Annotated in this window: 28 protein-coding genes; 17 read left to right on the top strand and 11 right to left on the bottom strand. The window is 51.3% G+C overall.

Annotation, left to right across the window (positions count from 1 at the left end; genetic code table 11):
* Window positions 1-11 precede the first annotated feature (11 nt).
* A complete protein-coding gene (locus tag JI741_RS27465; protein ID WP_202015122.1) occupies window positions 12-2,417 on the top strand; it encodes an ABC transporter permease in 2,406 nt (801 codons plus the stop codon).
* A gap of 80 nt (window positions 2,418-2,497) precedes the next feature.
* Here JI741_RS27465 and JI741_RS27460 read toward each other — a convergent pair whose 3' ends face one another.
* Window positions 2,498-2,827, bottom strand: a complete 330-nt coding sequence (locus JI741_RS27460; RefSeq protein WP_202015120.1) for a hypothetical protein — start codon at window positions 2,825-2,827, stop codon at window positions 2,498-2,500.
* Between the two features lie 219 nt (window positions 2,828-3,046).
* Here JI741_RS27460 and JI741_RS27455 point away from each other — a divergent pair, with 219 nt between their 5' ends.
* Entirely contained in the window at window positions 3,047-3,487 is a 441-nt protein-coding gene (locus tag JI741_RS27455; RefSeq protein WP_202015118.1) for a lipocalin-like domain-containing protein, read from the top strand.
* Here JI741_RS27455 and JI741_RS27450 read toward each other — a convergent pair.
* Window positions 3,477-4,580, bottom strand: a complete 1,104-nt coding sequence (locus JI741_RS27450; RefSeq protein WP_202015116.1) for an AI-2E family transporter — start codon at window positions 4,578-4,580, stop codon at window positions 3,477-3,479. The genes JI741_RS27455 and JI741_RS27450 overlap by 11 nt on opposite strands.
* A 173-nt stretch (window positions 4,581-4,753) precedes the next feature.
* Between JI741_RS27450 and JI741_RS27445 the strand changes: the two genes are divergently transcribed.
* On the top strand, window positions 4,754-5,569 hold the full coding sequence (locus JI741_RS27445) for a Cof-type HAD-IIB family hydrolase (protein WP_202015114.1): 816 nt from the start codon (window positions 4,754-4,756) through the stop codon (window positions 5,567-5,569).
* Between the two features lie 159 nt (window positions 5,570-5,728).
* Window positions 5,729-5,905: a hypothetical protein gene (locus tag JI741_RS27440; protein ID WP_202015112.1), complete on the top strand. Its 177-nt coding sequence runs from the start codon at window positions 5,729-5,731 to the stop codon at window positions 5,903-5,905.
* A 62-nt stretch (window positions 5,906-5,967) separates the two neighbouring features.
* Here JI741_RS27440 and JI741_RS27435 read toward each other — a convergent pair whose 3' ends face one another.
* On the bottom strand, window positions 5,968-6,474 hold the full coding sequence (locus tag JI741_RS27435) for a GNAT family N-acetyltransferase (protein WP_202015109.1): 507 nt from the start codon (window positions 6,472-6,474) through the stop codon (window positions 5,968-5,970).
* A gap of 171 nt (window positions 6,475-6,645) precedes the next feature.
* On the opposite strand from JI741_RS27435, the gene JI741_RS27430 reads away from it, so the two are divergent.
* From JI741_RS27430 to cysM, 5 genes are all read left to right on the top strand, one after another.
* A complete protein-coding gene (locus JI741_RS27430) occupies window positions 6,646-7,290 on the top strand; it encodes an outer membrane beta-barrel protein (RefSeq protein ID WP_202015107.1) in 645 nt (214 codons plus the stop codon).
* A gap of 192 nt (window positions 7,291-7,482) precedes the next feature.
* Window positions 7,483-8,157, top strand: a complete 675-nt coding sequence (locus JI741_RS27425) for an SGNH/GDSL hydrolase family protein (protein WP_202015106.1) — start codon at window positions 7,483-7,485, stop codon at window positions 8,155-8,157.
* A 13-nt stretch (window positions 8,158-8,170) separates the two neighbouring features.
* Window positions 8,171-8,923, top strand: a complete 753-nt coding sequence (locus tag JI741_RS27420; protein ID WP_202015104.1) for a sulfite exporter TauE/SafE family protein — start codon at window positions 8,171-8,173, stop codon at window positions 8,921-8,923.
* A gap of 80 nt (window positions 8,924-9,003) precedes the next feature.
* Entirely contained in the window at window positions 9,004-9,840 is an 837-nt protein-coding gene (locus tag JI741_RS27415) for a serine O-acetyltransferase (RefSeq protein ID WP_202015102.1), read from the top strand.
* A 43-nt stretch (window positions 9,841-9,883) separates the two neighbouring features.
* Complete coding sequence (cysM, locus tag JI741_RS27410; protein ID WP_202015100.1) at window positions 9,884-10,762, top strand: cysteine synthase CysM; 879 nt, start codon at window positions 9,884-9,886, stop codon at window positions 10,760-10,762.
* Window positions 10,763-10,844: 82 nt separating this feature from the next.
* On the opposite strand, the gene JI741_RS27405 is transcribed toward cysM, so the two are convergent.
* The 5 genes from JI741_RS27405 to JI741_RS27385 form a co-directional block, all read right to left on the bottom strand.
* The gene (locus JI741_RS27405) at window positions 10,845-11,852 is read right to left on the bottom strand and encodes a Hint domain-containing protein (RefSeq protein ID WP_202015098.1); all 1,008 of its coding nucleotides are present in this window, start codon (window positions 11,850-11,852) and stop codon (window positions 10,845-10,847) included.
* Between the two features lie 32 nt (window positions 11,853-11,884).
* Window positions 11,885-13,063, bottom strand: a complete 1,179-nt coding sequence (locus tag JI741_RS27400) for a pyridoxal phosphate-dependent aminotransferase (protein WP_202015097.1) — start codon at window positions 13,061-13,063, stop codon at window positions 11,885-11,887.
* Between the two features lie 61 nt (window positions 13,064-13,124).
* Window positions 13,125-14,726, bottom strand: a complete 1,602-nt coding sequence (locus JI741_RS27395; protein WP_236676298.1) for a flavin monoamine oxidase family protein — start codon at window positions 14,724-14,726, stop codon at window positions 13,125-13,127.
* A 356-nt stretch (window positions 14,727-15,082) separates the two neighbouring features.
* Complete coding sequence (locus JI741_RS27390) at window positions 15,083-15,733, bottom strand: DUF4142 domain-containing protein (RefSeq protein WP_202015095.1); 651 nt, start codon at window positions 15,731-15,733, stop codon at window positions 15,083-15,085.
* A gap of 98 nt (window positions 15,734-15,831) precedes the next feature.
* Window positions 15,832-16,044 carry a hypothetical protein gene (locus JI741_RS27385; RefSeq protein ID WP_202015093.1) on the bottom strand — a complete coding sequence of 71 codons (213 nt, stop codon included), beginning with the start codon at window positions 16,042-16,044 and terminating at the stop codon, window positions 15,832-15,834.
* Window positions 16,045-16,066: 22 nt separating this feature from the next.
* On the opposite strand from JI741_RS27385, the gene JI741_RS27380 reads away from it, so the two are divergent.
* Together JI741_RS27380 and JI741_RS27375 are read left to right on the top strand one after the other, a co-directional pair.
* Entirely contained in the window at window positions 16,067-16,606 is a 540-nt protein-coding gene (locus JI741_RS27380) for a Dps family protein (protein ID WP_202015091.1), read from the top strand.
* A gap of 119 nt (window positions 16,607-16,725) precedes the next feature.
* Window positions 16,726-18,204, top strand: coding sequence for a potassium/proton antiporter (locus JI741_RS27375; RefSeq protein ID WP_202015089.1), 1,479 nt, complete (start codon window positions 16,726-16,728; stop codon window positions 18,202-18,204).
* Between the two features lie 12 nt (window positions 18,205-18,216).
* Here JI741_RS27375 and JI741_RS27370 read toward each other — a convergent pair whose 3' ends face one another.
* Both JI741_RS27370 and JI741_RS27365 read right to left on the bottom strand, forming a co-directional pair.
* Window positions 18,217-18,789 (bottom strand): cadmium resistance transporter, encoded by a 573-nt coding sequence (locus tag JI741_RS27370; RefSeq protein WP_202015087.1) that lies wholly within the window; start codon window positions 18,787-18,789, stop codon window positions 18,217-18,219.
* Entirely contained in the window at window positions 18,786-19,214 is a 429-nt protein-coding gene (locus JI741_RS27365; protein WP_202015085.1) for a GlcG/HbpS family heme-binding protein, read from the bottom strand. The genes JI741_RS27370 and JI741_RS27365 overlap by 4 nt, the downstream gene beginning before the upstream one ends.
* A 219-nt stretch (window positions 19,215-19,433) precedes the next feature.
* Between JI741_RS27365 and JI741_RS27360 the strand changes: the two genes are divergently transcribed.
* The 4 genes from JI741_RS27360 to JI741_RS27345 all read left to right on the top strand — a co-directional run bounded on the left by JI741_RS27360 (window position 19,434) and on the right by JI741_RS27345 (window position 22,306).
* Window positions 19,434-20,081, top strand: a complete 648-nt coding sequence (locus tag JI741_RS27360) for an ABC transporter ATP-binding protein (protein WP_202015083.1) — start codon at window positions 19,434-19,436, stop codon at window positions 20,079-20,081.
* Between the two features lie 75 nt (window positions 20,082-20,156).
* The gene (locus JI741_RS27355; RefSeq protein WP_202015081.1) at window positions 20,157-21,407 is read left to right on the top strand and encodes an ABC transporter permease; all 1,251 of its coding nucleotides are present in this window, start codon (window positions 20,157-20,159) and stop codon (window positions 21,405-21,407) included.
* Between the two features lie 96 nt (window positions 21,408-21,503).
* Complete coding sequence (locus JI741_RS27350) at window positions 21,504-21,935, top strand: hypothetical protein (RefSeq protein ID WP_236676297.1); 432 nt, start codon at window positions 21,504-21,506, stop codon at window positions 21,933-21,935.
* Window positions 21,936-22,144: 209 nt separating this feature from the next.
* Window positions 22,145-22,306 (top strand): hypothetical protein, encoded by a 162-nt coding sequence (locus tag JI741_RS27345; protein WP_202015077.1) that lies wholly within the window; start codon window positions 22,145-22,147, stop codon window positions 22,304-22,306.
* Between the two features lie 326 nt (window positions 22,307-22,632).
* Here the strand turns inward: JI741_RS27345 and JI741_RS32665 are convergent, their stop codons facing one another.
* Window positions 22,633-22,980, bottom strand: coding sequence for a hypothetical protein (locus tag JI741_RS32665; RefSeq protein WP_236676296.1), 348 nt, complete (start codon window positions 22,978-22,980; stop codon window positions 22,633-22,635).
* 844 nt (window positions 22,981-23,824) lie between these two features.
* Between JI741_RS32665 and JI741_RS27335 the strand changes: the two genes are divergently transcribed.
* Entirely contained in the window at window positions 23,825-25,501 is a 1,677-nt protein-coding gene (locus JI741_RS27335) for an RHS repeat domain-containing protein (RefSeq protein WP_202015073.1), read from the top strand.
* Window positions 25,489-25,983, top strand: a complete 495-nt coding sequence (locus JI741_RS27330) for a hypothetical protein (RefSeq protein WP_202015071.1) — start codon at window positions 25,489-25,491, stop codon at window positions 25,981-25,983. Before JI741_RS27335 ends, JI741_RS27330 begins: the two co-directional genes overlap by 13 nt.

Here is a 25,983-nt window from a genome sequence, read left to right as displayed (position 1 = left end):
AGTAAAAAATCATGATAAAGAACTACCTCACCTCCGTCGTTCGCTACATTGCCAAAAACAAAGCGTTCACGTTCATTAATGTGGCTGGTCTTGCCATTGGCATGATGGCCTGCATGCTCATTGTGCAGTTTGTGATGCACGAGTTTAGCTACGACAAGTTTCTGGACAACAACGACCGGATTTTTCGCGTGCAGCAAGATCGCTACAACAAAGGCGAGATTTCGACGCGGTGGGCCGCCGGATGCGCCGGCATTGGCCCCGACCTAAAGGCCGAGTTTCCGGAAGTGAAATATTATACACGCCTGACCTGGGCCGGCGGTCTGCTTTCGCATGGCGATGTGTATTTCAAGGAAGACAACATCAAGTTTGCGTCGGAAGACTTCTTTAAAATATTTTCCATTAAGCTGCTGAAGGGCGATCGCGAAACGGCGTTGAAGGCTCCCTACAAAATGGTGATGTCGCAATCGCTGGCCAAGAAATATTTTGGCGACGAAGATCCCATCGGCAAAGTGATCCGCAACAACGGCCGCGCCGACTATGAAGTGACCGGTGTGTTTGAAGACCTGCCCGACAATTCGCACATGAAACTGGACGGCATGTTTTCGTTTTCGACCTACCAGGCCATGAACAACAACGACCCCATGACCACCTGGAACTGGGATGGCTTTAGCACCTACATCGTGCTCGACGACAAGGCCGACGCCAAAGCCTTCGAAGCCAAGCTGCCCGCCTTTGTGCAAAAGAAAAAAGGCAAAGAGCTGAAAGAAGGAAACGAGAACGTGATCTTTCACCTGCAGCCCATCACAAGCATTCACCTCGATTCTGATTTCATTGGCGAGTTTAAGGCCAACGGCAACCGCCAGTCGACCTACTTTCTTTCTATTGTGGCGGCGTTGATTCTGTTCATTGCATGGATCAACTACATTAATCTTTCCACCGCCAAGTCCATTGAGCGTGCGCGCGAAGTGGGTGTGCGCAAGGTGATGGGAAGTTTCCGGTCGCAGCTGGTGCAGCAATTTTTGCTGGAGTCGCTGGTGCTGAACATTGCCGCCGTGGCCATTGCCATTGGATTGGTGGCGGCGCTCACCCCGTGGTTCAGCACGTTGACCGGGCGCGAGCTGGGCTATGTGCTCTTTCAACAAACCGCCTTCTGGATTTGGATGGGCGCGCTCATTGTGGGCGGTGCCTTGCTGTCGGGGTTGTATCCTGCCTTTGTGTTGTCGGGCTATAAGCCTGTAGATGTTTTGAAAGGAAGATTTAAAAATACCAGCAAGGGTGTGTACTTCCGCAAAGGCATGGTGATCACACAGTTTGTGGCGTCGATCACACTCATTGTGGGCACGTTCACGGTCTATCGCCAGCTGCAATACATGCAGAACCAGACGTTGGGTGTGAACATTGACCAGACGCTGGTGGTGAATTCGCCCAGTGTGACCGACTCTACCTATGGAACAAAGTTTCAGGTGTTCAAGCAAAGCCTGCTGCAATATCCAGAAGTGACGGCCGTGACGGCGTCTAGCTCCGTGCCGGGCTCGTCGCCAAATTGGAATGCGGGTGGCATTCGCCGCCTGAGCCAGCGCGAAGACGAAGCCAATCAATATCGCGTCATCATGATGGACCCCGACTTCATAAAATCCTATGGTCTCGAAATGGCGGCGGGTCGTCCGTTCTCGGCCGAAGTGTCGCACGAAGAGCGCTCGGTCATTCTCAACGAGTCGGCCGCGCGCCTCATGGGCTTCTCCAAAATTGAAGAAGCCCTCAACGACAAAATCTTTTTCTGGGGCGACACCTTTCGCATTGTGGGCGTGGTGAAGAACTATCACCAGGAGTCGTTGAAGAAAGCCTACGACGCGCTCATCTTCCGCTATGACAACGCGCCGGGTGGGCTTTACTCCATCAAGTTCAACACGGCCAACGTGAGAGAGTCGATGGCGCGTTTTGAGAATGTGTGGAAAGAAACGTTTCCCGGCAATCCCTTCATTCATTTTTTTCTTGACGAACACTACAATCAGCAATACAAGTCCGATCAGCAGTTTGGTCGCATCTTCGGAATCTTTTCGGCCCTGGCCATCTTCATAGCGTGTCTCGGCTTGTTTGGTTTGTCGTCGCTCACGGCCATTCAGCGCACCAAAGAAATTGGTGTGCGCAAAGTGCTGGGCGCGTCCATTCCCAGCATACTCACGCTGATGAGTCGCGACTATCTGTTGCTGATGGGCATTGCCATTGTGCTGGCCGTGCCGGCGGCGTGGTGGGTGATGAATGGCTGGCTTCAGGATTTTGCCACCCGCATAGACCTGAGCTGGTGGATTTTTGCATTGCCTAGCCTGGTGGTGGTGTTTGTTGCGCTGGTCACGGTGAGCATTCACACGTTGAAGGCGGCGCGGACCAATCCGGTGAAGTCGTTGCGGTATGAATAATAATTGAATAACACAATTGTCACAATAAAAAAGCCCCGTTGTTTGACGGGGCTTTTTTATTGTGTTATGATGTGTGATGACTAGCGAGAAGCGTCTTCCACTTTGGTGAGGCCTTTGGAAGATTCGAGTTTCGCTTCGGGCGTGTAGCGAACTTCGATTTTTTCGGCGCCTCTTCCTTTTGTGAATTGATACCACATGGGTTTTGCCGAGGTGCGTGCGCCTTCGGTCACCATAGTGTACGATACTGTCCAGGTTCCGTCTTGGGGAGCTTGGCCAAAATCTTTTTCGAACGCTAACCGCACGGAAACGGGCACTTCATCCTGTTGGATTTTTTCTGTCTTCTTCACTTGTGCCAGCAAGGAAAGTCCGCAACCGGCAACAAACACGAGCGTGAGCATTAATTTTTTCATACGTCTGATGGTATAGTGGATAATTGTAGTTTGTTGTAAAGGTATACGGCGCTGCACAAACTAAGTTCAGGTTTTTGCTAACGTTAGCAGGAGTATTTTTTCGACATTCTTTTCACGGAGAATAAAACCTTTTAACGGTCGGATATTTTTCTTCGTCGTACTTTTGGACGATTGCACAATTAAAGAAATTACATGAACGGAAAATTGAAAATCGTCGCAATGTTCTTGCTTACCGCATGCGTTGCGAAGCCTGCACCCGAAACAGCCAACGTGCAAATAGAGGGTACGTGGCGACTGCTATCGTCCGAGCACACCGTGAACGACTCCACCGTGCGCAACGACCCCGCAGGCACCACCATGATCAAGATTATTAACGGTTCGCATTTCGCGTTTATGCTGCACGACGAGAGAGTTGCCGGCGACACCCTGACGCCCCGCACGTTTTCGGCCGGGGGCGGACGCTATACGCTGGACAAGGATCAGTATACCGAACACCTCGACTATTGCAGTGCCCGCAACTATGAAGGCAACGACTTCACGTTCACCGTTACCATACACGGCGACACACTCATTCAAACGGGCGTGGAGAAGTTGAAAACCCTGGGCATTGGCGAGCACGATGTGCCGCTGGTTGAGAAATACGTACGGGTTAATCCTTAGGAGGCGCGGCTTTCTTTTTTGCTTTTTCTTTCGCAGGCTTGGTGTCGGGCAGATCGCCCAGCAACATGCCCCAGGGTTTGAGGTCGTCTACACGGTCGAAGATGACCTTGAGCACGGCAATGCCCGGAATGGCGAGAAACATGCCGCTGACGCCACACAGCGTGCCGCCAATGACCACCCCGACGATGGTGACCAGCGCATTGATGCGCACGCGATTACCCACCACCATGGGCATGAGAAAATTGTTGTCGATGAATTGCACAGCCGCCAGAATCACGGCCACCCAAACCACATCGCTGAGGTTGTCGGACGAGATGAGTGTGATGAGCATGCAGAAGATGTTGGCAATGAGCATGCCGATGTAGGGGATGAGGTTGAGCAACGCCGCCACAAGCGCCAGGAAGATGGCATACTTGATGCCCAGAATGAGGAAGCCCAGCGCGTTGAGCGCAAACACAATGCTCATGTCGGTTACCAGCCCCAGAATGTAGTGCTGCCCCATGGAACGACTCTCGCGCAAAATTTCACTCACGTTCTCTTCGCGTGTGGACTTGAACACCGACACGATAAATTTTTTGATGAGGTCTTTATAGAACAAAATCAGAAACGTGTAGACCGGCAGGAACACTACATACGATAGGGCCTCCGTTATGGTGACCACCGTTTGGCCTACAATGCCGGCGCCGGAGTCTTTCATGTTTTGTGCCGTGTCTTTCAGGTATTGATTCTGCTTGCGTGTGCTCACGTGAAAGGTCTGGTTGATCCAGTCCTGCAGCGAATGAATGAGGGTGTTGAACCGTTCTTTGATGGCGGCGCTGTCTTCCAGAAAATTGGCCACCTGGGTCGACAACAGATAGATGATGCCCGCAATGAGCGCAAGCGAGATGCCGATGGAAAGCACAATGGCCGGCAATTTTGGAATGCGGATGCGCTGCAGAAAATTGGTGACGGGCAGCAACAGCGTGGCCAGCAGAATGGCAAAGAACAGCGGCACCAGAATGCCTTGCCCCAGATAGAGCGCAGCGCCCAGCAGGGCGAGCGTGATGAGGTTGAGGCTTAGCTTTTTATAGAAGGGTTCGGTTGAGGTAGTCATCGGGGTGAAGGTAAAAAAAAGGATGGAGTTTTGAACGGCTCGGATTTCATTTTAAGTGCAGGCAACGTGCCGTGGCGCCAGCCGAAAAAAAACTTTTTCCGGCTGGCATCATTCCACTAACAACCCAGCGAAACGAATGTTACCTTTCGCCCTGTTTATTATTGATTTCACCTATGAAGTTTAGCGCCCTGTGCAGCGACATCGACGGCACGTTGCTGGATCGAAACCGCGAATTGTCCGAACGCACCATTGCCGCCATCAGGCACCGGAAACCCGCTGTGCCCGTGGTGCTGGCATCGTCGCGCATGCCCGCCGCCATGCGCCACCTGCAACAAACGCTGGACGTGCTTCGCCATCCTCTCATCTGCTACAATGGCGGCTATGTGATTTGTGATCGCGAAGGCACAGAAGAACCGGAAGTGCTCACGTCGGTCTACATTCCCCTGGCCCTGTGCGAGGCCATCCTCACACTGGCCGACCCATCCCTGCACATCAGCCTCTTTGCCGCCGACCGCTGGTATGCCCAGGGCCCAGATGCCTGGACGGAGCGCGAGTCGCGCATCACGAAAGTGAACCCTACATTCAAAGCTTTTCAGAATGTGCTGAACGAATGGCGCGTGGCCGACACCGGCGCACACAAGGTGATGTGCATGGGCGACGAAGCTCACATTGAAGCCATGTATAACACACTCGTCAACACCTTTCCCGACGACCTGCATGTGTACCGTTCAAAGTCTACCTACCTCGAGCTGGCACCCAAGACCATCTCTAAAGCCACCGGCCTGCAGTTGGTGCTGTCGCGCCTTTCAATCGACCCCAAAGAAGTGATCGCATTTGGCGACAACTACAACGATGTGGAACTGCTGGACTATGTGGGGTGGGGCGTAGCCGTTGACAACGCCCGCGACGAAGTGAAGGCCGTGGCCAACGAAATTACCGCCCACAACAAAGAAGACGGCGTGGCCATGGTGATTGAAAAATACTTTTAGAATTTCCCCAACGGGTGAGGCGAAAATTCCTCAGTGCACTGTGGGAGCACACCGTATGGACAAAAAAAATGCGTTTCTGATGAGTTTGTCAAGCGCGTTAAAGGCTTTGGAGGTTGGCCCGATTTTATAAGACCACGGTTGTAAATAACGCAACCAAACATGAAATCGAAAAACATCAGCGCCTTCGCCTTTGCCATTCTTCTGCTCTTGACGGTCACCAGCTGCCAGGTGATTGGCGACATCTTCGGAGCGGGCGTTTACACCGGCATCTTCATCGTCATCTTTATTATTGTCATCATCTTTGTGCTCATCGCCAAAGTGTTCCGCAAGCAGTAAAGTGCCCGGCACACGGTGCGGGAAACCATGACGCAAATTTGTGAAGCAGGAGTGGAGCGCGTTCAGGGCTCCAGGTTCAACACATATTTTTGTTCTGTCAACGGTTTGCCAAAAGCCGTTGACGGAATTTCTTCTGTGAGCTGAAAGCCATAGCGTGTATAAAGCGCCGCGGCCGCCACCAGACCCTTGGTGGTCATGAGGTAGCACGATGCATATTTTTTCTCTTTCAGAAATTCCATAAACAACTCCATCAGTTTCTTGCCAAGGCCAATGCCGCGGTAGTTGGGGTGGATCACAAAATAGCGGAGCTGTGCCGCTTCGCCACGATCGATGAGCAACAGAAAGCCGATGATGCGCTCTTCGTGTTCGCAGATCCATGCGCGCTCGCGTTCGGGATTGTAGTGCTGATAAAATTCATAGAGGCCACGGGCCACATAGGTTTCGAACAGAATGCCGAAGCCCTGCTCTTTCCCATAGAAATGTCCATGCATGTAGATAACGTAACCAATGTCGCCGGCTTTCAATTCGTGCCGGATGGTGATGTTTTGAAGGGAAACCTTGAAGGCCATATTTATGAACTGCCGGTGATTGCGCCGGTACTCTAAGTTAAAAAACAACGGTAGATTCTCCCGATTTAGGGGCTTTTTAAATTTTTTAGAGAAATGTAAAAAAAATAGGGGGTGGCATAGGGGTATGTTTAAACACGGTTGTCTCAAGCGCAAATGAAACGAACTAACACTATGAAACCATCATCAACAGCACGTACAATCGTCTTCGCTGCCCTGACCCTCCTCAGTGCCGCCGCGTTTGCCCAGGACAACGAGATCCAAACTGTATTTAAGACTTCCGGCAAATCGTCGGGAGGATATGGCGCCATCACCAATAAATTCACCACCATCAACGGCGACTTCATGAACCTTGCCGGTGTGTATGGCGGATGGTATGTGAACCACAAATTCCTGTTGGGCTTGAGCGCTGCCGCTGCCACCAACGACGTGCCCGTGCCCACACAATACAGCGTTGAGCCCACCCGCAACATGAGCTATGAATATGGCCAGTTTGGGTTGATCACTGAATATGTTATAGGCTCAAACAAACCTGTTCACTTTGCCTTCAACCTGTTTTCGGGTGCGGGCTTCACCGTGCAATATGAACGCCACGGCTGGCACAACGAAGACTATGACTGGCACGACGAAAAGCGTGACGAAAACTGGTTCTTCGTGGCCGAACCCGGCGTGCAAGTGGAAGTGAACCTCTTCAAATGGATGCGCTTCAGCCCCGGTGTTTCCTACCGCGCGGCCTTTGGCAGCGACGCCCGCGGCCTCAGCGACAGCGACCTGAGCAACATCACCTACAACGCCACCCTGAAATTCGGAAAGTTTTAATATAGACCAACCCTAACACGTTAGGCGCAAGGATGCACGTTAAAATTGCTGGCAAAGCAGAAGCCCCGATTGTTGGGGCTTCTTTTTTTTGTTGAGCGTTTGAGATTGAAGATGGACGTTGCCTGTCATCCCAAAACCCCTTCCCATTCCCCTTTTCTTTATTATATTTCCCATCAACTTTTATTACCACCCATGAAAACAGTCTCCATACTGAGCCTTTTTGCGCTCGCCCTCGGTCTAACTGCCTTTACCACTATGCAAAAAAAGAAAGTCGTGTTCTTTGGCGATTCTATTACGGAAGCCGGGGTGAAGCCGGGTGGCTATGTTGTGAAGATTGGTGAGCTGGCGGCCAAGGATAAGGTGGCCGACCAATACGAACTGATCGGCGCCGGCATTGGCGGCAACAAAGTGTATGACCTGTTTCTGCGCATGGACGACGATGTGCTGAGCAAGAATCCCGACATCGTGTTTATCTACATTGGTGTGAACGATGTGTGGCACAAACGTTCTTATGGCACGGGCACCGACCCTGATAAGTTTGATAAATTCTATACGGCGATCATCAAAAAGTTGCAGGCCAAAAACATTAAGATTGCCCTGGTGACGCCGGCGGTTATTGGCGAGCGCACCGATTCGTCTAACGAGTTGGATGGCGACTTGAATCAGTATAGCAAAGCGGTGCGCAACCTGGCGCAGAAAAACAACCTGCCGCTCGTTGATCTGCGCAAGGCTTTTATTGACTACAACAAAGCCAACAACCCCGACAACAAAGAGTCGGGCATTCTCACTTCCGACCGCGTGCACCTGAACGAGAAGGGCAACCAGCTGGTGGCCGAAGAGATGTGGAAGGTGCTGAAGACGCTCTAGTTCCAATGTTTTTGTGATAACACTCTTTACGTATTCGTTCACCTACCTCGACCTTGTGTTGGTGGCGTTGGTGGCGGTGTTCATTGGCATGTCGAAGACGGGCGTGCACGGTGCGGGCATGCTCGCTGTGCCGTTGCTGGCTACCATTTTTGGCGGGCAGCAATCCAGCGGCGTGCTGTTGCCCATCCTGGTCCTGGCCGATGTGATGGGTGTGTTTTATTACCACCGGCACGCGTCGTGGCAACACCTGCGGTTGCTTTTTCCCTGGGCGGCGGCGGGCGTGGTGGCCGGCACGATCGTGGGCAGCTACATCGACGACAAGATGTTTAAGGTCATTATGGCGATCGTCATTCTGGTGAGCGTGGTGGTGATGTTGTGGCTGGAGCGCGGGCATAAAGAAGCGGTGCCGCACAACAAAACCTTTGGTGTTGCAACGGGAGTGCTGGGCGGTTTCACGTCTATGGTGGGCAACCTGGCGGGCACGGTCATGGCGGTTTATTTTCTGTCGATGCGTTTGCCGAAGAACACGTTCATCGGCACCACAGCGTGGTTCTTCATGGTCACCAATTGGTTCAAAGTTCCCTTTCACGTATTTGCCTGGCACACCATCAGCTGGAACACTTTTCTGCTCGACCTGCTCACGCTGCCCTTCATCCTGTTGGGTGCGGTGTGCGGCATCTGGATTGTGAAGCGGTTGTCGGAGAAAGCCTATCGCTGGTTTATCATCGGCATGACGCTGGTGGCGGCCGTGTTTATGTTGCGCTAGGGTGAGTTTGGAGAAATGTTAAAAATTCTTTTTTGTCACTTAAATTTGAACCTTCCCGTTAAATACTGTATTTAAGACGTATGGATAAAGAATTTATCAGCAAACTGTATCATACCCATCAGGAGTGTCCCACATGTCCTGCGCCCACGGAGGTGTCGCAGTTTTTTGTGGATCTTCTGGGGGCGCTGTTCGCCGATTTCACCCAATTGGCGCACCTGTCGGAAGATCAGTTCGGGGCCTTGCTGGAAACGCTTCAGATAGAACTGGTGCGCATTCTGCGCCACAACCCCACCAAGGGAAAGGTGGACGCGGCACAACTGGCCGGCGATTTCTTTGAGGCCATACCCGTCATTTTCGAAAAACTTCAACATGACATCACGGCGATGTATGAAGGCGATCCCGCGGCCAAAAGCCGCAATGAAGTGGTGCGTACCTATCCGGGTTTTTACGCCATTGCCGCCTATCGCATGGCGCACCAGCTTCACACGTTTGGCGTGCAGGGCATTCCACGCATCATCACCGAACACGCGCATAGCAAAACAGGAATAGACATACACCCCGCTGCAAAAATCGGCGAGCATTTCTGCATCGACCACGGCACGGGTGTGGTGATTGGCGAAACGTCGGTGATCGGTGACCACGTCAAGATCTACCAGGGCGTTACGCTGGGGGCGCTCAGTGTCAACAAAGAAGATGCGGAGAAGAAGCGGCATCCCACGCTCGAAGATCGTGTGGTGGTCTATGCCGGCGCCACCATTCTGGGGGGCGAAACGGTGATCGGGCACGACAGCGTGGTGGGTGGCAACGTGTGGCTTACGCGCAGCATACCGGCGCACTCCAAAGTGTATTACCAGGCCAAGATGTACAACGGCGACACACACGAAATGGACCTCGTGATTTTCAAAGGCGACCAATAGCCTCTTCCATTAGCGTTTAGCAAATTAATATACATTTTCAGCAATGAAACTTTCGGAACTGATCGGCAACACCCCGCTGGTAGAACTTCAGCACATTCCCGTGAACAAGAACGTGACCCTCCTGGGAAAACTGGAAGGCAACAACCCCGGCGGCAGCGTGAAAGACCGCGCCGCCTTCGGCATGATCACGGCAGCATTGGAACGCGGCGACATCAAACCCGGCGACAAACTTGTGGAAGCCACCAGCGGCAACACCGGCATTGCACTGGCCATGATCGCCAGCATCATGGGTGTGAAGATGACGCTGATCATGCCCGACAACTCCACGCGCGAACGCGTGCTCTCGATGGAAGCCTATGGCGCCAAAGTTATTCTCACACCGGCCGTGCGCACCATTGAATATTCGCGCGAGCTGGCCGAAGACATGGCGGCCCACCAGGGCTATCGCATGCTCGATCAGTTTGCCAACGCCGACAACTATGGCATGCACTACAAAACCACCGGTCCCGAAATCTGGAAAGACACACACGGCAAGGTCACACACTTTGTGTCGGCCATGGGCACCACGGGCACCATTATGGGTGTGTCGCGCTACCTGAAAGAACAAAACCCCAACGTGCAGATTGTGGGCACACAGCCTACAGACGGTGCATGCATTCCGGGCATACGCCGCTGGTCGAAAGAGTTTCTCCCCAAGATATTTGACCCCGCACGTGTAGATCGCATCGTGGATGTGAACGAACCGGATGCGCGTACGTTCACACGCCGCCTTGCCAAAGAAGAAGGCATTCTCGCCGGCATGAGCAGTGGCGGTGCATTGAGTGCGGCGATGAAGATTGCTTCGGAAATTGAGTCGGGCGTGATTGTGTTTATTGTGTGCGATCGTGGCGATCGTTACCTGAGCTCCGATCTTTTTGGCTAGGCCTGTATGGTGATATTCAAAAAAACGAAAAGCCCTTCTGCGTAAACAGAAGGGCTTTGTTGTGTTAAAGGTTTGGTTTGTGTTATTTCTGTAGGACCATCACGTCGTTCATGAGAAAGGGTGTGCCGTCGCCCGCTTCGATGTTATAGACTTTCTGAACGCCGCCGGCATATTCCTGTTTGCTCACCACGGTGAAGGGTTCGTAGTTGTTGGTGAGGGGATTGAGGCAGAGCACGGTGTCGTTCTCTTTCACGTCGCCCATTTTGCTTTGGCCGGCGCTGGTGAGCACGGGGTGGTTGGGCGTGGCTTCCAGTGTTCGCGCAGAGAGTTTCACGTCATGGCCAGCAGTGGTTTGCGATGTGATTGCGCGCATCAGCACGAGTTTGGTGATGGCGTAGTTTTTGGCTTCGTGTTCCACCAGGGTTTTTACTTTGATGACGGTGCTGGCTTTGGTTGAGGGATTCACGGTCACCACTTCGTCGCCGGGCTTCAGGGCGGCCAGACTTTTCTTTGCGCCGTTGGCCAGGGTCACTTGCTGATCGCCGGGAAAGCAGATGTCGTTGCCGTAGGTGGCCGATTCTTTCGACAGGTCTTTGCCCTGGTTTGCGGCTTTGTAGAGTTGATAGCCCACTTCTTTCGACAACACATACGAAAGCTTCAGCACAAAGTTCTTCTCCACTTTGTCGATGCCGTGAATGTCTTCGAAATACTTTTCCCACACTTTGGCGTCGGCCGTGAAGTTGGGGAGGCAGGCTTTGTATTGGGTGTTCTTTTCGTTGGTATAGAAAATCATGAGCCCCAGTTCCTGCATGCCTTCTTTGGCCACCAGCTTGTAGAGGTCGATGCGTTTTTTCAGACCATCGTCGCCGGTAATGAAATAGGGTTTGCGCAGTTCGTAGCGATCGAGGATGTAGGCGTTTTCAAACTTTGCATACGTTTCGTTGTCGAGGTCTTTGATGGTAAACGATTTTGCTTTTTCGTATTCGGCCAGCGTGAGCGGTCGTGGGTTCACAGTTTCCTGTGCGCTCACAGCCGCGCCCATAAACATCATTGCCAACGCGAACACGATCGCGGTAGATTTTCTTTTCATAGTACGTAATTAAAGTAACAATACGGGTTTGATCAGGACAATTGTTTGAAGGCTTCTTCGAATGCTTTCATCTCGTCCATGCGGCCGATGCTTACCCGGCACCACTCTTTGCTGTTGAACTTCCAGCTTCTCACGCCCACACCACGCTTCATCATTTCTTCCACAAAACGTTCGCTGTCCATGTTGAGGGGGAACATCACGAAATTGGTGGACGAGGGAATGTAGGTGTAGCCTTCTTTCTTCAGCACGGCATAGAGATATTCTTTCGACTCGTTTGTTTTCTTCAGCGCTTCCTTCAGAAAATCGGTGTCGCCATAGCTGGCCAGTGCGGCATTGGCCGATGTGGCGGCAATGGCACCCCAGCTGGAGCTGTAGGGTTCAAAGCTCTTGATCATGTCGGGTTGTGCCACAATGTAGCCCACGCGCAAGCCAGCAAAGCCGTGAAGCTTGGAGAAGGTGCGGGCTACAATCACGTTGTGTCCTTTCTTCACACAGTCGATGAGCGTGGTGCCTTTTGGATCGGGCAGGTAGTCGATGTAGGCTTCGTCTACAAACACGGGCACGCGTTTCGACACGCGTTCGCAGAAGGCTTTCAGTTTTGCGGTGTCCACCACGGTGCCGGTGGGGTTGTTGGGGTTGCAGATGTAGACCAGCGATGTGTTTGCATCGATGGCTTTTTCCATCGCATCCAGGTCGTGTTTATAGTCGGGTGTGAGGGGCACCTTCACCCATTTGGCATTAAAGAATTTTGAAGCCTCTTCGGGCAGGTAGTCGTATGACGGGTCGGCCGCCACAATGCTGCCGCCGCCGTTCTTCGCGAAGATCATGGCCGCGGCCTGCAACAGGGGTGTTGAGCCTGCGCCGATCATGAACTGTTCTTTGGCTACTCCTTCGGCGGTTGTGATTTTTGCCGTCAGCTCTTCGATCAGCAGGAAAGGATATTGATAGCTGTTGGCCATGGCATCCACAATGGCCTTCTTTGCTTTCTCCGACGGGCCAAACGGATTTTCGTTGGCAAACAGGCGGGCCTTCAGCGTGGGAAAGTCGCGGGCAATGGCCTGTTCTGAAAATCGTTTGTAGGAACTTGCCGGAGCTGCTGCGGGTGCAGGAGCAGCGTTGGCGTGTTGCAGAATGCCGTTGGGCAAGGTTAACGCGCCGGTCACGAGGGCACTGGTCTTTAACCAATTCCGTCTGTTCATTGATGTTGCCATGGGGTGGTGGGGTTTAGAGTTTTTGGAAGTATAGGTCTGGCGTCGTAGGTAGTGCTTTTGGTTAACCTCCGCTTTTTCCGGATGATGGATATTGCAGACGTTGTTCGGTGAATCGTGCATGCACATCGGCCACGGTTTTTCGTGCCGACTCGAAGGCTCCGGCCATCCACGCATTGAGGTAGGTGGTGTGTTCGCCGGCGAAGTATACCTGGCGGTCGGGTTTGGCGAAAGCTTTGTATAACGACTGACGTGTGTCGCCGGTGTACAACGCCCATCCGCCCAGGGAATAGGGTGTGAGGTGCCAGCTCACGGAGAACGATGTTTCAAATTCGTTTTTGTATTGTGGATGGATGAGGCTTCCCTTTTCCAGGGCCAGCTGTTCGCGTTCTTTCAAGGTTAGCGCTCCCACCTTCTTGGCTTTGTCGTTGAAGTTGTAGTAGCCAATGAGCACGCCCTTCTTGCCGAGGTAGTCGTTTGAAGGATAGAAGATTTGGGTGAGGTCGTTGTTGGTGTGGGTGATGCCGCCGAATATGTTTTCGTCTTCTTCCCAGAAGCGTCGTTTAAATTGCAGACCGATCTTGCCCGTTTGAATGTAGGGCACAAAGTCTACGGCACGGCTCACGTCCGACGAAAAGTTGTGGTCGATGTTGCTCAGCACGGGCAGGGGCAATGTGCAGATGCAGGCGTCGGCCGTCAGTTCCTGTGCTACACCTTTCACGGCATATTTCACCTTCACGCCGTTCTCCACGTTTTGGATGGACGACACCACCGCCTGGGTTTTGATGATGCCGGGAAGTTTTTTCTCCAGGGCTTTTGCAATGTTGTCCATGCCGCCTTTGGCCTGGAACATGGTCATCTGCAACTCGTAGGTATATTCGGCCACGTTATAGAAGTCGGGGGCGAGCAGGCCCGATTGAAGCAGGTCGGCCAGGGTGTGTGGGTCGGCAATCTTTCCGGGTTTGTCGCCGGCGCCGGGTGCTTCCACGTAGCCTCTACGGGCCGAGGCTTTGTAGAGCTTGTCGGCGTCGAGGCCTCCTTCGGCACGCAGGTATTCAATGATCTTCGAAACGTCTTCGGTGCTCATCGAAACATCCAGTGCATGCTGGTCTATAGCCTTGGCGAGCATCTCGGTCACATAGCCGCGCATGTCGTTGTGCACTTCGCGGATGCGTATTTTTTTATTGGAGAGGGCGCCGTTGCCTTCGCTGAAGTGATAGGCGCCTTCGTTCACGTTGTTGTAGATTTCAATGGGCACCCCCAATTCGCGGCAGTAGTGCAGGGTGAGCTGGTGATGGTGGGGGATGCGCGACGGGCCCGCGTTGAAATACAGACCATCGTCGAGTTGAGACGTTTGTGTCGGGTTGCTCACTTCCTGTTGGGTGGAGCCTTTGCGCACGCTCCAACATCGGCCGCCAATGCGGTCGCGTGCTTCGAGCACGGTGCAGCTGTAGCCGAGTTTGGTGAGTTCATAGGCGGCGGTCATGCCGGCCAGCCCTGCGCCAAGAATGATGATGCGCTTTCCGGCCACGGCGCCGGGGAGGGAGAAGGCGTGGGCCGGGGCTGACGGCAACATTTCAAGTGCCATCATGGCGGCATACATTCCGCCGGTCACCGCGCCACTGCGGTGGAGAAATGCGCGTCGTGAAACCTTCTTCACTTCCATTAACAATTCGTTAATAAATTTATGATCCTTGTATAAACCGAACTTACCATAACTTTCACTAAAAAGAAAGCATAACACACGTCGGTCAACACGGTGTTCCCACATCTAAGATACCCGCTATCGTTTGAAGTGTCTAAGAAAATTGCTTTCGGTTGGTTTAAGGACTGTAAACAATTTTTTGACAACGCAGCGTCGCGGTGTTGATCGACAATGGGGGAGTGATTTTTTTTCAGGGATAAAAGGAGACGAGGTGGAAACAGCAGGCATTGAATCATGCCAGGTCTCCAAAAAAAGAACGCCCGGCGAATTTAATCGCCAGGCGGTGTTGGTTGTTTCGAATAATGGATGGCGGGATGTTATTTCAGTTTCTGAATGTAGTCCAGGTGTGCTTCCACCACGGGAAGATATTTCACGGCGAAGGCTTTCACGTCCACATCGTTTGAATGTGTGGCCTTTCTGAATTTGCGCACGTCGCGTTTGTGATCGATGATCATCATCTTTATAAACTTCTTGTCGAAGGCTTTGCCGTCTTGCTGTTGCAGTGTTGCCAGGGCCTCCTGCTGTTTGGCATCGGGTGCTTCTGGGAGTGTGATATGTTTAGAGGCGGCGATGGCCCTGAGTTCGTTCAGCATGATGTTCTGATCGCGCAGCATCAGGGTGCCATAGTCTTTCACGGCGTCGGTGGCGCTACGCTGTTGTGCGGCACGGCCTTGTTCCAGGTCCATGATGCGGGCTTCGATGGCGGTGGTGAGAAATTTTTCGGCCACTTCGTCTACGGGTTTTTCGTCGAGGTCAACAATCAGATCCGACATGTTCACGTGGGCGGGCTCGTGCAATTCGGCCAGCGTGACGGGCAGAGTTGCTGAGGCCAGCAACGGCGATTCGTCGCGCAGGGTGGTGGCGAGCGCGGTGGCCTGGTCTTGTTCTACTGCAGTGGTCGATCCCGAAAAAAGGTAGGCCAATCCTCCAAGAATACTGATGTTCAAAAAGAGCAGAAAGTTTTTCATATCCAATACACGTTCAATGTGCGTTTATGTTTGGCTCAATACTGTAAATAGTATGCCATTTTTTCGGGGATACCCCTGTGGCTGCGTGGAAAAGCGCATTATTGCTTTTTATGTTTGCCCATAGGCTCAAAAGAAACGCAAAAGCGGGCTCTTCGGGGTGTAGATTTCTTACACAACCGGGCATGTTTCTCCTCATGAAAACTAGGATAGAACAGCATTCCATCGCGTTTTTCAGGCTGTATTTCTGGAACAGAAATGGTCTTGCTTAAGGTGCAGCGCAGATGCTTTTGCTCGGCATCGGCGTACAGCATAACCCCCTAAATAGTTAATTCTATGAAAGCCGTGAAAGATGATCTGAAAGATTTGCCACAAACCCAACTCGACACGCGTGCAGCTAAAGCAAAGCCAGTGAAGATGGGCTGGTCGACCGAAGAAGTGGAACGCATCACCGCAGCACTCAATGATCTGCTGGCCAACTATAGCGTGCATTATCAGAAGCTGAGAAATTATCACTGGAACGTGAAGGGTCCCGACTTCTTCGATCTGCATGAACAGTTCGAACTGCAATACACCGAATCGCTGCAACACATCGACGACATTGCCGAACGCATCCGCATTTTTTCGAAAACGCCGGTGAGCACGCTGCAGGAATATCTGGAGATGTCTGAGATAAAAGAGACCGCCTCAAACCTCAGTTCCGAGTTGATGGTGCGCGAGCTCATCACAGACTACACTGTTTTGCTGAACTACATGTTCACCGTGGTGGAAGTGGCTTCCGAACAACATGATGCGGGCACCGAAGAGATGGTGAAAAAGTTTATCAACACCATCGAGAAACATCATTGGATGTTGTCGGCTTTCCTGGCAAAATAAATACTATAAAATAATCAAAATAAAATCGCGATCCGAGGTAAACTATCGCGGCCGTCATGTCGGAAGCGTGACTGAAAAGTGATACATTAGAGGTCCTAAACACGAACGACTTCTAGCGGATGACGGTATCGGCCGAAAACATTTTACTCCTCGGATCGCTTTTGCTGTTTCTCAGCATCATTGCGAGCAAAACTTCTTTTAAACTCGGCATCCCCACGCTCATACTCTTTCTGGTGGTGGGCATGCTGGCAGGTTCGGATGGCATCGGCCATATTTATTTCAACGACCCCAAACTTGCACAGCTGCTGGGTGTGGTGGCGCTCACATTCATTTTGTTTTCGGGTGGTCTTGAAACAAAGTGGGAGAGTATCAAACCTATTCTCTGGCAAGGCATTTCAGTGTCCACGTTGGGGGTGCTCATCACGGCGATGTCGGTGGGCGTTTTCTCATCCTATTTGTTGGGCTATTCTCTGGCGGAAGGCATGTTGCTTGGTGCCATTGTGTCGTCGACAGATGCGGCCGCAGTGTTTTCCATTTTGCGTTCGCGCAGCGTGGGTCTTAAGGGAAACCTTCGCCCCATGCTGGAGCTTGAAAGCGGAAGCAACGACCCGATGGCCTATTTTCTCACGGTGAGTTTTATCTACCTCATTGCCGAACCCGACGCTACGGTGGTGTCGCTCATTCCAAAGTTTTTTAAAGGCATGGCGCTCGGGGCTGGTGCGGGCTATTGCTTTGGCAAAATCATGATCTGGATCATCAACCGCATCAAGCTCGACATCGATGGATTGTATCCGGTGCTCATTTTGTCGTTGGTGTTCTTCACGTTTTCGTTCACCGATTTTATTGGAGGCAACGGATTTTTGGCGGTCTACATTTCTGCCGTCATTCTGGGCAACGCCAGCTTTCTTCACAAAAAGAGTCTTATAAAATTCTACGACGGGCAGGCCTGGCTCATGCAGATTGTCATGTTCATCACGCTGGGGCTATTGGTCTATCCTTCGGAGATTGTGCCGGTGATTGGCCCCGGGGTGCTCATTGCCCTTTTCCTCATCTTCATAGCACGCCCTGCGGCCATTTTCATTTCGCTTTCTTTTTTCAAAGATCTGAATGTGCGCAAGAAGTTCTTTCTGTCGTGGGTGGGGCTTCGGGGCGCGGTGCCCATCATCTTTGCGACGTATCCGTTGCTGGCAGGCATTGAATCGGCGCGCACCATTTTCAACCTTGTGTTTTTCATCTCGGTGTCGTCGGTGTTGTTGCAGGGCACCACGTTGCCCATGGTGGCGCGCTGGCTGCGGGTGAGCGTGCCTGAAAAATTGAAACGCAAATTTCCGCTGGACATTGAACTGAAAGATAATTTTAAGTCCGAACTGGTGGAGCTCGACATTCCCGACAACTCACCCGCCATTGGCAAACTGGTGATGAAGCTTGATTTGCCCAAGACGGCCCTCATCGTGTTGATTCACCGCGACGGAAAATACATCACTGCCAGCGGCGACACCGAGATTCAGCCACGCGACCACTTGCTGGTGATGGCCGACAACAAAACCACTGTCGAAAAAGTGTTCGAACGGTTCAGCATAAACCCCGCGCACCACTGAGTGCGTAGTCCACTATCCGAAAATAATCCAGAGTCCCAGCAGCACGAGGAAGATGGGCAGAATGATTTTGCCATATTTCTGAAATACATGCTGTACCAATGGGTGTCGTGTGAGCCAATAGCCAGTCACGCACCACACGGCGACGAGCACAGCAAAAACAATGACGTAGACAAGAATGAGTTCAGGTTGGAGTGTGGCAAACAGTGGTGTATACACGCCGATGTTGTCGCCGCCGTTGGCGAACGTCACCATGGCAATTTTCAGAAACGTTTGTTGCAGAGCAGCACCGTCGCCGGCATTTTCCTCGCCGTTCTTCTTCAACAATTGAATAAAATCTCTAACACCCAGCAATAGCGGAACAAGTCCCAGCCAGCGTACAGCGTGGGTTGGAAGCAACTGCCCCAGCACAAGGCCCAAAAGACTGACCATCACCAGCGCGGCAACGCCAATGTATTGCCCTGCCACAATGTGCTTCACGCGCACGTTGGGTTGGGCAAAATAGGCGCTCAGCAACAACAGGTCGTCGATGTTGGTGACGACAAAAGCCGAGGCGGCGAGACCAATGTGGGAGAGGAGGGACGTCAATCGTTGTTGTGGTCCTTGCCATACACGGCGACGATGGCAGCATAGGCAATGCGCTCGTCTTCGGCTTCCGACAGTCCGCTCACCCCAATGCCGCCCACCACAATGCCTTTGCTGCGCACAGTCACGCCACCGCCAAAGCCGGTGATGCCGTTGTCGCCCCAGAATGCGGGAGGGCGGTCGTTGTCGTTCATGAACTCGCCCATGAGCTTTGTGTCTTTGCGATCGATGGCCGCGGTGTAGGCTTTGTTGCGGGCAATGCGCGAGGCGGCCGGGCTGGCGCCATCCATGCGCAGAAATGCGAGGGGCTCGCCTTCGGGGCCACTCACGGCCACGGCCACTTCTTTCTGGATGTGACGTGCTTCGTGGATGACGTGCTGCACAATTTTCAGGGCTTCGTCGGCACTGATGCGTTGATGTGTATACATGGTTTGTGTCGGTTGCGGGCAGCCAAGATATGCTGCGGGTCTAACTTAAGCAACGGAATTTGCAGGCAGGTCCGGCTGAAATTGATTTTTGGGATGAGAGGCAATTTGGCACCTGCAATCGGATACGCGGAAGGTATTGTGCCGCTGGTTGAATTTGATGATGATTTATCGGGCCGGGTTTTTTATTTTTCCGTTCACGAAACGAAAGAACCGCCGGCTATGATCCAGGTCTCGAAACTTGTTTATCGCTACACCCCCGCCACGGCCATTGCTTTTCCGGATTTCACCGTGCAGAAGGGCGAGCACTTTCTGTTGCTGGGCGATTCGGGCAGCGGCAAAACCACGCTCCTGCACCTGGCCGGCGGCCTGCTGCGCCAGTATGAAGGATCGGTGGTGGTGGACGGCACCGAGCTGTCTACCCTTTCGGAAACCGCCCTCGATCACTTCCGTGGAAAAAAGATCGGCTTTGTGTTTCAGCGCAATCACCTCATCTCGGCCTTGTCGGTGGAACAAAACCTGATGCTGTCGCCTTATCTCGCGGAGTTGCCTTTGGACCATGCCCACATTACCGAGGTGCTGGACGCATTGGGGTTGGAGAACAAGCGCAACAGCCGTGTCACCACCCTAAGCCAGGGCCAGGCCCAGCGCGTGGCCATTGCGCGGGCCGTGCTCAACAAACCCTCCATCATCTTTGCCGACGAACCCACGTCGGCCCTCGACGACAAAAACTGCGATCGTGTGGTGTCGCTTCTGCTCGACGCGGCGCGCCTGCATGGCTCGACGCTCATCGTGGCCACACACGACCAACGCCTCAAGTCAAAACTGCAACACCAGATCCGACTCACCGCCGCACATGAACCAGCCTGACGTTTTTATGCCCCGCTATTTTCGCGACACACATCCGCCCGATGTGTTACACCAACCGCTAAACCGATAACGCTCATGTCGCTGTTCACTTTGGTTTGGAGTTACCTCAAGGCACGACCGCTCAACACGGCCATCAACATTGTGCTGTTGTCGCTGGGCATTGCCGTCATCACCATTCTGCTATTGTTCAACACACAGCTGGAACAGAAGATCACCGACAACGCGCGCGGCATCGACCTGGTGGTGGGCGCAAAAGGCAGCCCGCTGCAACTCATCCTCTGCAACATCTTTCACGTCGACTTTCCCACGGGCAACATCAAGCTGAAAGAAGCCGACAAGATTGCCCGCAACCGCCTGGTGAAGCGCGCCATTCCGCTTGCCCTCGGCGACAGCTATCAGTCCTATCGCATCGTGGGCACCTCGCGCGAATATGCCGACCTCTACAAAGCCGAACTCGCCCGCGGTGCATGGTGGCAGCTTCCGCTGGAAGTGACCCTCGGCGCCAACGTGCAACGCCTCACCCAACTGAAACTAGGCGACACCTTTGCCAGCAGTCACGGCCTGACCGAAACCGGCAGCGACCATGCTGACCATCGCTATGTGGTGAAAGGCGTGCTGAAGCCCACCAACACCGTGCTCGACAACGTGATTCTCACCGCCGTGGAAAGTGTGTGGGAAGTGCACGAACATGCCGAAGAAAATGAACATACGCATCAGGCCACAACAGATTCGACGGTGATGCATTCGCGTCTTGTGCCTTCGGTGGCGGCCAACGATTCTTTAAAGGAAATAACATCGCTGTTGCTCACCTACCGGTCGCCGATGGGTGCGATTCAGCTTCCGCGATTTGTGAATGCACAGAGCAGCTTGCAGGCTGCCTCGCCCGCATTTGAAACCGCGCGCCTGTTTTCCATTCTGGGTGTCGGCGCCGACATCATCATGGCGTTTGCCTATGTGCTCATCGTTATTTCGGGGCTCAGTATTTTTATCGCGCTCTACAATTCCCTGAAAGAACGCCGCTACGACATGGCCATCATGCGCTCCATGGGCGCCACGCGCACAAAGTTGCTGGTGTCGGTGTTGCTGGAAGGCGGTGTGCTCACCCTGCTGGGAAGCCTTGTTGGCGTGTTGATGGGGCACGGTGTGTTGATCCTGTTGAGCCGACTGGTGGAAGAAACACAAAAGGCCGGCATCAGCGGCATGATATTCTATTCGCAGGAATGGGTAATTTTGGGCGGAAGCCTGCTACTGGGATTGCTGTGCGCCCTGATCCCCGCCATCCAGGCCTATCGCACAGACATTTCGAAGGTGCTGGCGTCGCAGTAATAACAAACGGTTCGGCCGCATTCCTGAAGGAACTCTGGAGTGGGCTTTGCTGTATGAAGAAAAGAACTTGAACTAAATAGAGATATGAAAAAGTGGATGATGGTTTTTGCAATGCTGGTGCTGTGTGTGACAACCTATGCACAAACAAAAAAAGATTTCTGGAACGAGTTTGCCAAAACGAAGTTTGAACCAAAATACTATGAGAAGCTGGGCGAGTATCTTTTCTATCCCACGTTTCCCGCCGAGCTCAAAGCCCTCGAAGGAAAAGAGATCACCATGGAAGGCTTCTATGTTCCCTTTTCACCCGAAGGAGAAGCCTACATCATCATCTCCAAATACCCCATGAGCCAATGCTTTTTCTGCGGCGGCGGCGGCCCCGAGTCGATAGCCGAAGTGAACTTTGCCAAACAACCTGCAAAGTTTCAGGTCGATGATTTGATCACCATCAAAGGGAAGCTCCGGTTGAATACGGACAATATGGATCATGTTAATTTTATTTTGGATCAGGCGGTGTTGGTGAAGAAGTGAGGGAGAAGAGTTTAGGTTTTTGACTGAGCGGTGGTGTCGGTGGATACGTCGGGCTTCAAGAGTTTCGGTGCTATAGACGCATTCGTGCGCTGAAGTAGATGATACTTACTAAGTAATGATCATGAAACTGATATTCATTAAAGGATGAGCGGCCTCAACAAAGGTGTTTAGAACACATCGACCCAGACCAAACCAACTGGCAGTCGGCGTTGAACAACCTGTTAAACAATATTCGCCAGGCAGGAACGGGCAGCCCGCTGGTTGACGGCGGCGCGCAGGGAAGTTTAGGAATGTATGCCTTCCCCTACGACGCCTTGCTGAACAAAGGAGACGAATCGAGCGAGGGATGGATGGGAAAACGAAACTGTTAATTCGAGTGGCATCAGAGAAAAAAGCAAATATACAGGAAGACATGAACTCATTTTAAAAGAGGAATGGGATGATACTAACGCTGTATTTCATGAGAATCTGCACTTTACTGGTTTAAGCGATAGATATTATGAACAAACAATGAAGCCCATGGAGGGATTTGAAAATGATATAATGGGTAATAGATCTACTCCGAGAATTAGCTATGATCACTACAAAGCTTACATTGACAGAGCAACGGATCCTACCTTGTTAAAAAAATATCCAAAGGGTTTTATCAACCGATCAATTGTCGATTGGCACAGTGGGGCAGGATTAATAGCACCCTCTAAACAACAAATAGACGAACAGAAGCAATGAGGAAATTCGGAGTGATTGTGTTTTTGACGGTGCTCTTGTTAGGCTGCGTCAAAAAATCCAGCACATTAAAACTGATCCAGCAAAAGGGTTTTATTATTGTGAATAATTCAGACCAATGGCGGTTTATTCCAGCTAGATCAATGAATAGCGGCAATTGTTTTGGTGATTTGAACACGGATAACTTGTCCATTGGGTTTTCATTCTCGCCGTCTTCTTGTCCCAACTCCTCGTACGTTAAAAGAACATTTGACACGCTGACGATCGAAAATGAAAGCATGGGGTTTGACCCCTCTTTAACGATTACTCCAGTGAGCATAGAATATGAGATGGATGAATACCCTAAGATAAATCCAAAACTGAGATCGAACTTTAGAGGACGTGTAGCTGGTAAGGTATTAGAATATAGATATGATATTTTTCCTATCCGAATAATCGACGTTAATCCGTTGTTTTGTCTAAACAAGAGACCTTCAGATATATCCGAATGTGCTTGCACGCATCGTGATGATGATCCGGATGATTATTTGTTCAAAATTTGTGAATATACTAAGATGATGGACAGATATTCAGATCTTCCTTGTAGGTATGAAATAAGACAGATAAGTGAAGATTCCATTAATGCTCAATTAGCGATTAAGGTTGAGCTAACATGTTGTTACTTGGGTGACATTGCTTTTTTTGATAAGCAGACTAACCGTCTCCTTAAGATTTCGTATGGTCCTAAATAAATTAATGCTCACGTTGCCAAAGAGGAGCGCACCTTTGGATATGGAGAGTTTGCTACCCTTGGTCATTTCCGTATCTTCATCCACCAATGCCGACAAGAGCGGATGGAGCGACGCTGGCGACAGGTTTAAAATGAAAGTTGTAGCGACAGGTTTTAATACTCCTGCTTTTAACAGCGCAACAGACCACGAAAATCCGTGGGATAATTTTGGCATCGAGGAAATGCTACATTCTTACTGAAGAAAATAATGTTGCAGATGGAACTGGTTGGGAGTGAGGCGAGAATAGGACGGAGGTCTTCTCTGATACCAACAGCATAAACTTGATAATGTAAACTGGCAAGAGGTGCTGAGCAGGTTCCAGTCTATGATGAGTTTCAATAACGAACTTGGAGTGAGAAAAAACATAGGTTCCAGTTATGCGAAGCCCGGCACGTGCCTAAAGAGGAGACAAATGAATATCAATATCATTTGAAAGATCATTTGGGCAACGTGAGGTTGACGTTCACCACCAAACAAGAAACGGACGCAGGAACAGCAACCCTGGAACCAGCGAAAGAAGCTGAAGAAAAGTCAAAATTCCTTTTTGTAGACGAAGCGGTGAAGGTGAACAGCGAGTTGTTCAACCACACACCCAACAGCACAACAAAATATTCAACCCGCCTCAGTGGTTTTGCCAATGAACGAACCGGTTTGGCCCGCTCACTCAGCGTGATGCCCGGCGACGTGATTCATGCCGAGGTGTATGCAAAATATGTGGACCCCAGTCACTCCAACTGGCAGTCGGCCCTGACTAATTTAATGACTGCCATCGCGCAGGGTGGCGCAGGTAGCCCCGTAATTGATGGTGGAGCCCAGGGGAGCCTTGGCATCTATGTGTTTCCGTATGACGGTCTCGTTCAAAAAGGAGACGAATCGACCGAGGCGCCGAGAGGCTATTTGAACTGGGTTATTTTTGATCGCGAAGAACACTTTCTGGACGGCGGAGCCATTCGGATGGTGGCAGACGAGGGGAAAGAGGATGGTACGAACGTGAGTCACCAGAAGATCGAGGCTTCGTTTGAGATCAAGCAGCCTGGCTATGTTTTTGTATATTTGAGCAACGACAGCTTCGATGGGGAAGAGGTTGAGGTTTACTTTGATGATTTTAAAGTTACCCAAATTAAAGGGCCAGTGGTGCAGCAGGATGATTATTACCCCTTTGGGCTAACCTTCAACTCGTATCATCGAGAGAATGGCGTTAAACAAAACTATTTGTTTAACGGAAAGGAGAAACAAGACGAGCTAGATCTTAGTTGGCTAGACTACGGTGCAAGGATGTATGACCCCACAATTGCGCGTTGGATGGTGATTGACCCAATGGCAAGCAAATTCCCGTCATGGAGTCCCTACAATTATGCGTTCGATAATCCCGTTAGATTTATTGATCCAGATGGTAGAGAGCCAGATGATACCAGTCCTGACAAAAAAGCTCAAAGGCTGTCCAATAAGTTGGATAAGCAAATGGCAAAGGTTAATTCCTTGGCGAAATCTCTAGGCTCTGGTGGTTTTACAGATAAGGAGAAGGGAAAAATTGAAAAGGCTGTCGGAAAAATTAATAGCACATTAGCAAAGCTGAACAATAGGCTTGATAAGGCTATTTCAACGGCGACGGGTCGCCCAGAAGCAGATCACGTCAAGATTGTCGGTGGTTTTGATTCAAAATCAGCACCGGTCCAAGGTGAATTTAAGACGCCAGGGGAGTCGGGTTTTGTAAACCTGCAAAGTTTGGGCCTGCCGAGTGGTAAACTAAACATCTTAAGTAGCAGCGTTAATCTAAGCGTTGTAGGTACAGTAAAAGTTGAATCATCTGATGACGTATCAATGCCAGCAGCGGCTCTGCTTATAGGTCAAACACATCCCGTTGGCTCAGCTACCAATGGCCAACTGTCTAAACCGTTAACAGGTCCGCTAAGTCCGGAAGGACTCAACGCAAATCCTGCAACATTGCAAAGTAATCACGCGGGAGTGCTTATAACTTCACCGTCAGGAGGAGCCAGTGTAACAGGAACATTAAACATGTCGTATTTTCAGGACTTCGCGAAAACAGATAGCACCCCATGGCAACAGTAGATTTTGATTTGAAAATGAAAGCAATTAAGATACTTTTTTTTATCGTATTATCTGCCAGCACGGCAAAGTCGTATCCTAAGTACGCCTCAATTTACAATGGGGATCTAACGTATCCATTACCTACGGTTGAGCTTAAATATTTGAATGATTTCTTTACCAAAGAGTTGATTATTAAGAAATCCTTTAGAGATCGTGAAACTGTTCCTGTCAGAATTGAACTGATTAAACCTCAAATGAATGCAGGTGAAGCAAAGGATCTTTACCTGACTATTGAAAGCGTTCAGGTGTCGTTTGTGATCCAGGAGGATGTGCCCGTAAGATCGGGTACTTATCCAGGTCATCTCATTTTGATTCCCATTAGTTGGCCCTATGGATTTAAACTGGAGCAAGGATCGCGTATCGTTTTTGTGGTTAAGTATGTCTACCATATAAAGGATGAAATAGTGGAGAAGGGCGAGGTAATTGAACAGATACGTTTTTAG

It is taken from the genome of Chryseolinea lacunae, assembly GCF_016735595.1.
Taxonomy (GTDB): domain Bacteria; phylum Bacteroidota; class Bacteroidia; order Cytophagales; family Cyclobacteriaceae; genus Chryseolinea; species Chryseolinea lacunae.
The sequence above is the reverse complement of the archived record's forward strand: the minus strand, read 5'-3'. Positions and strand labels throughout refer to the sequence as shown.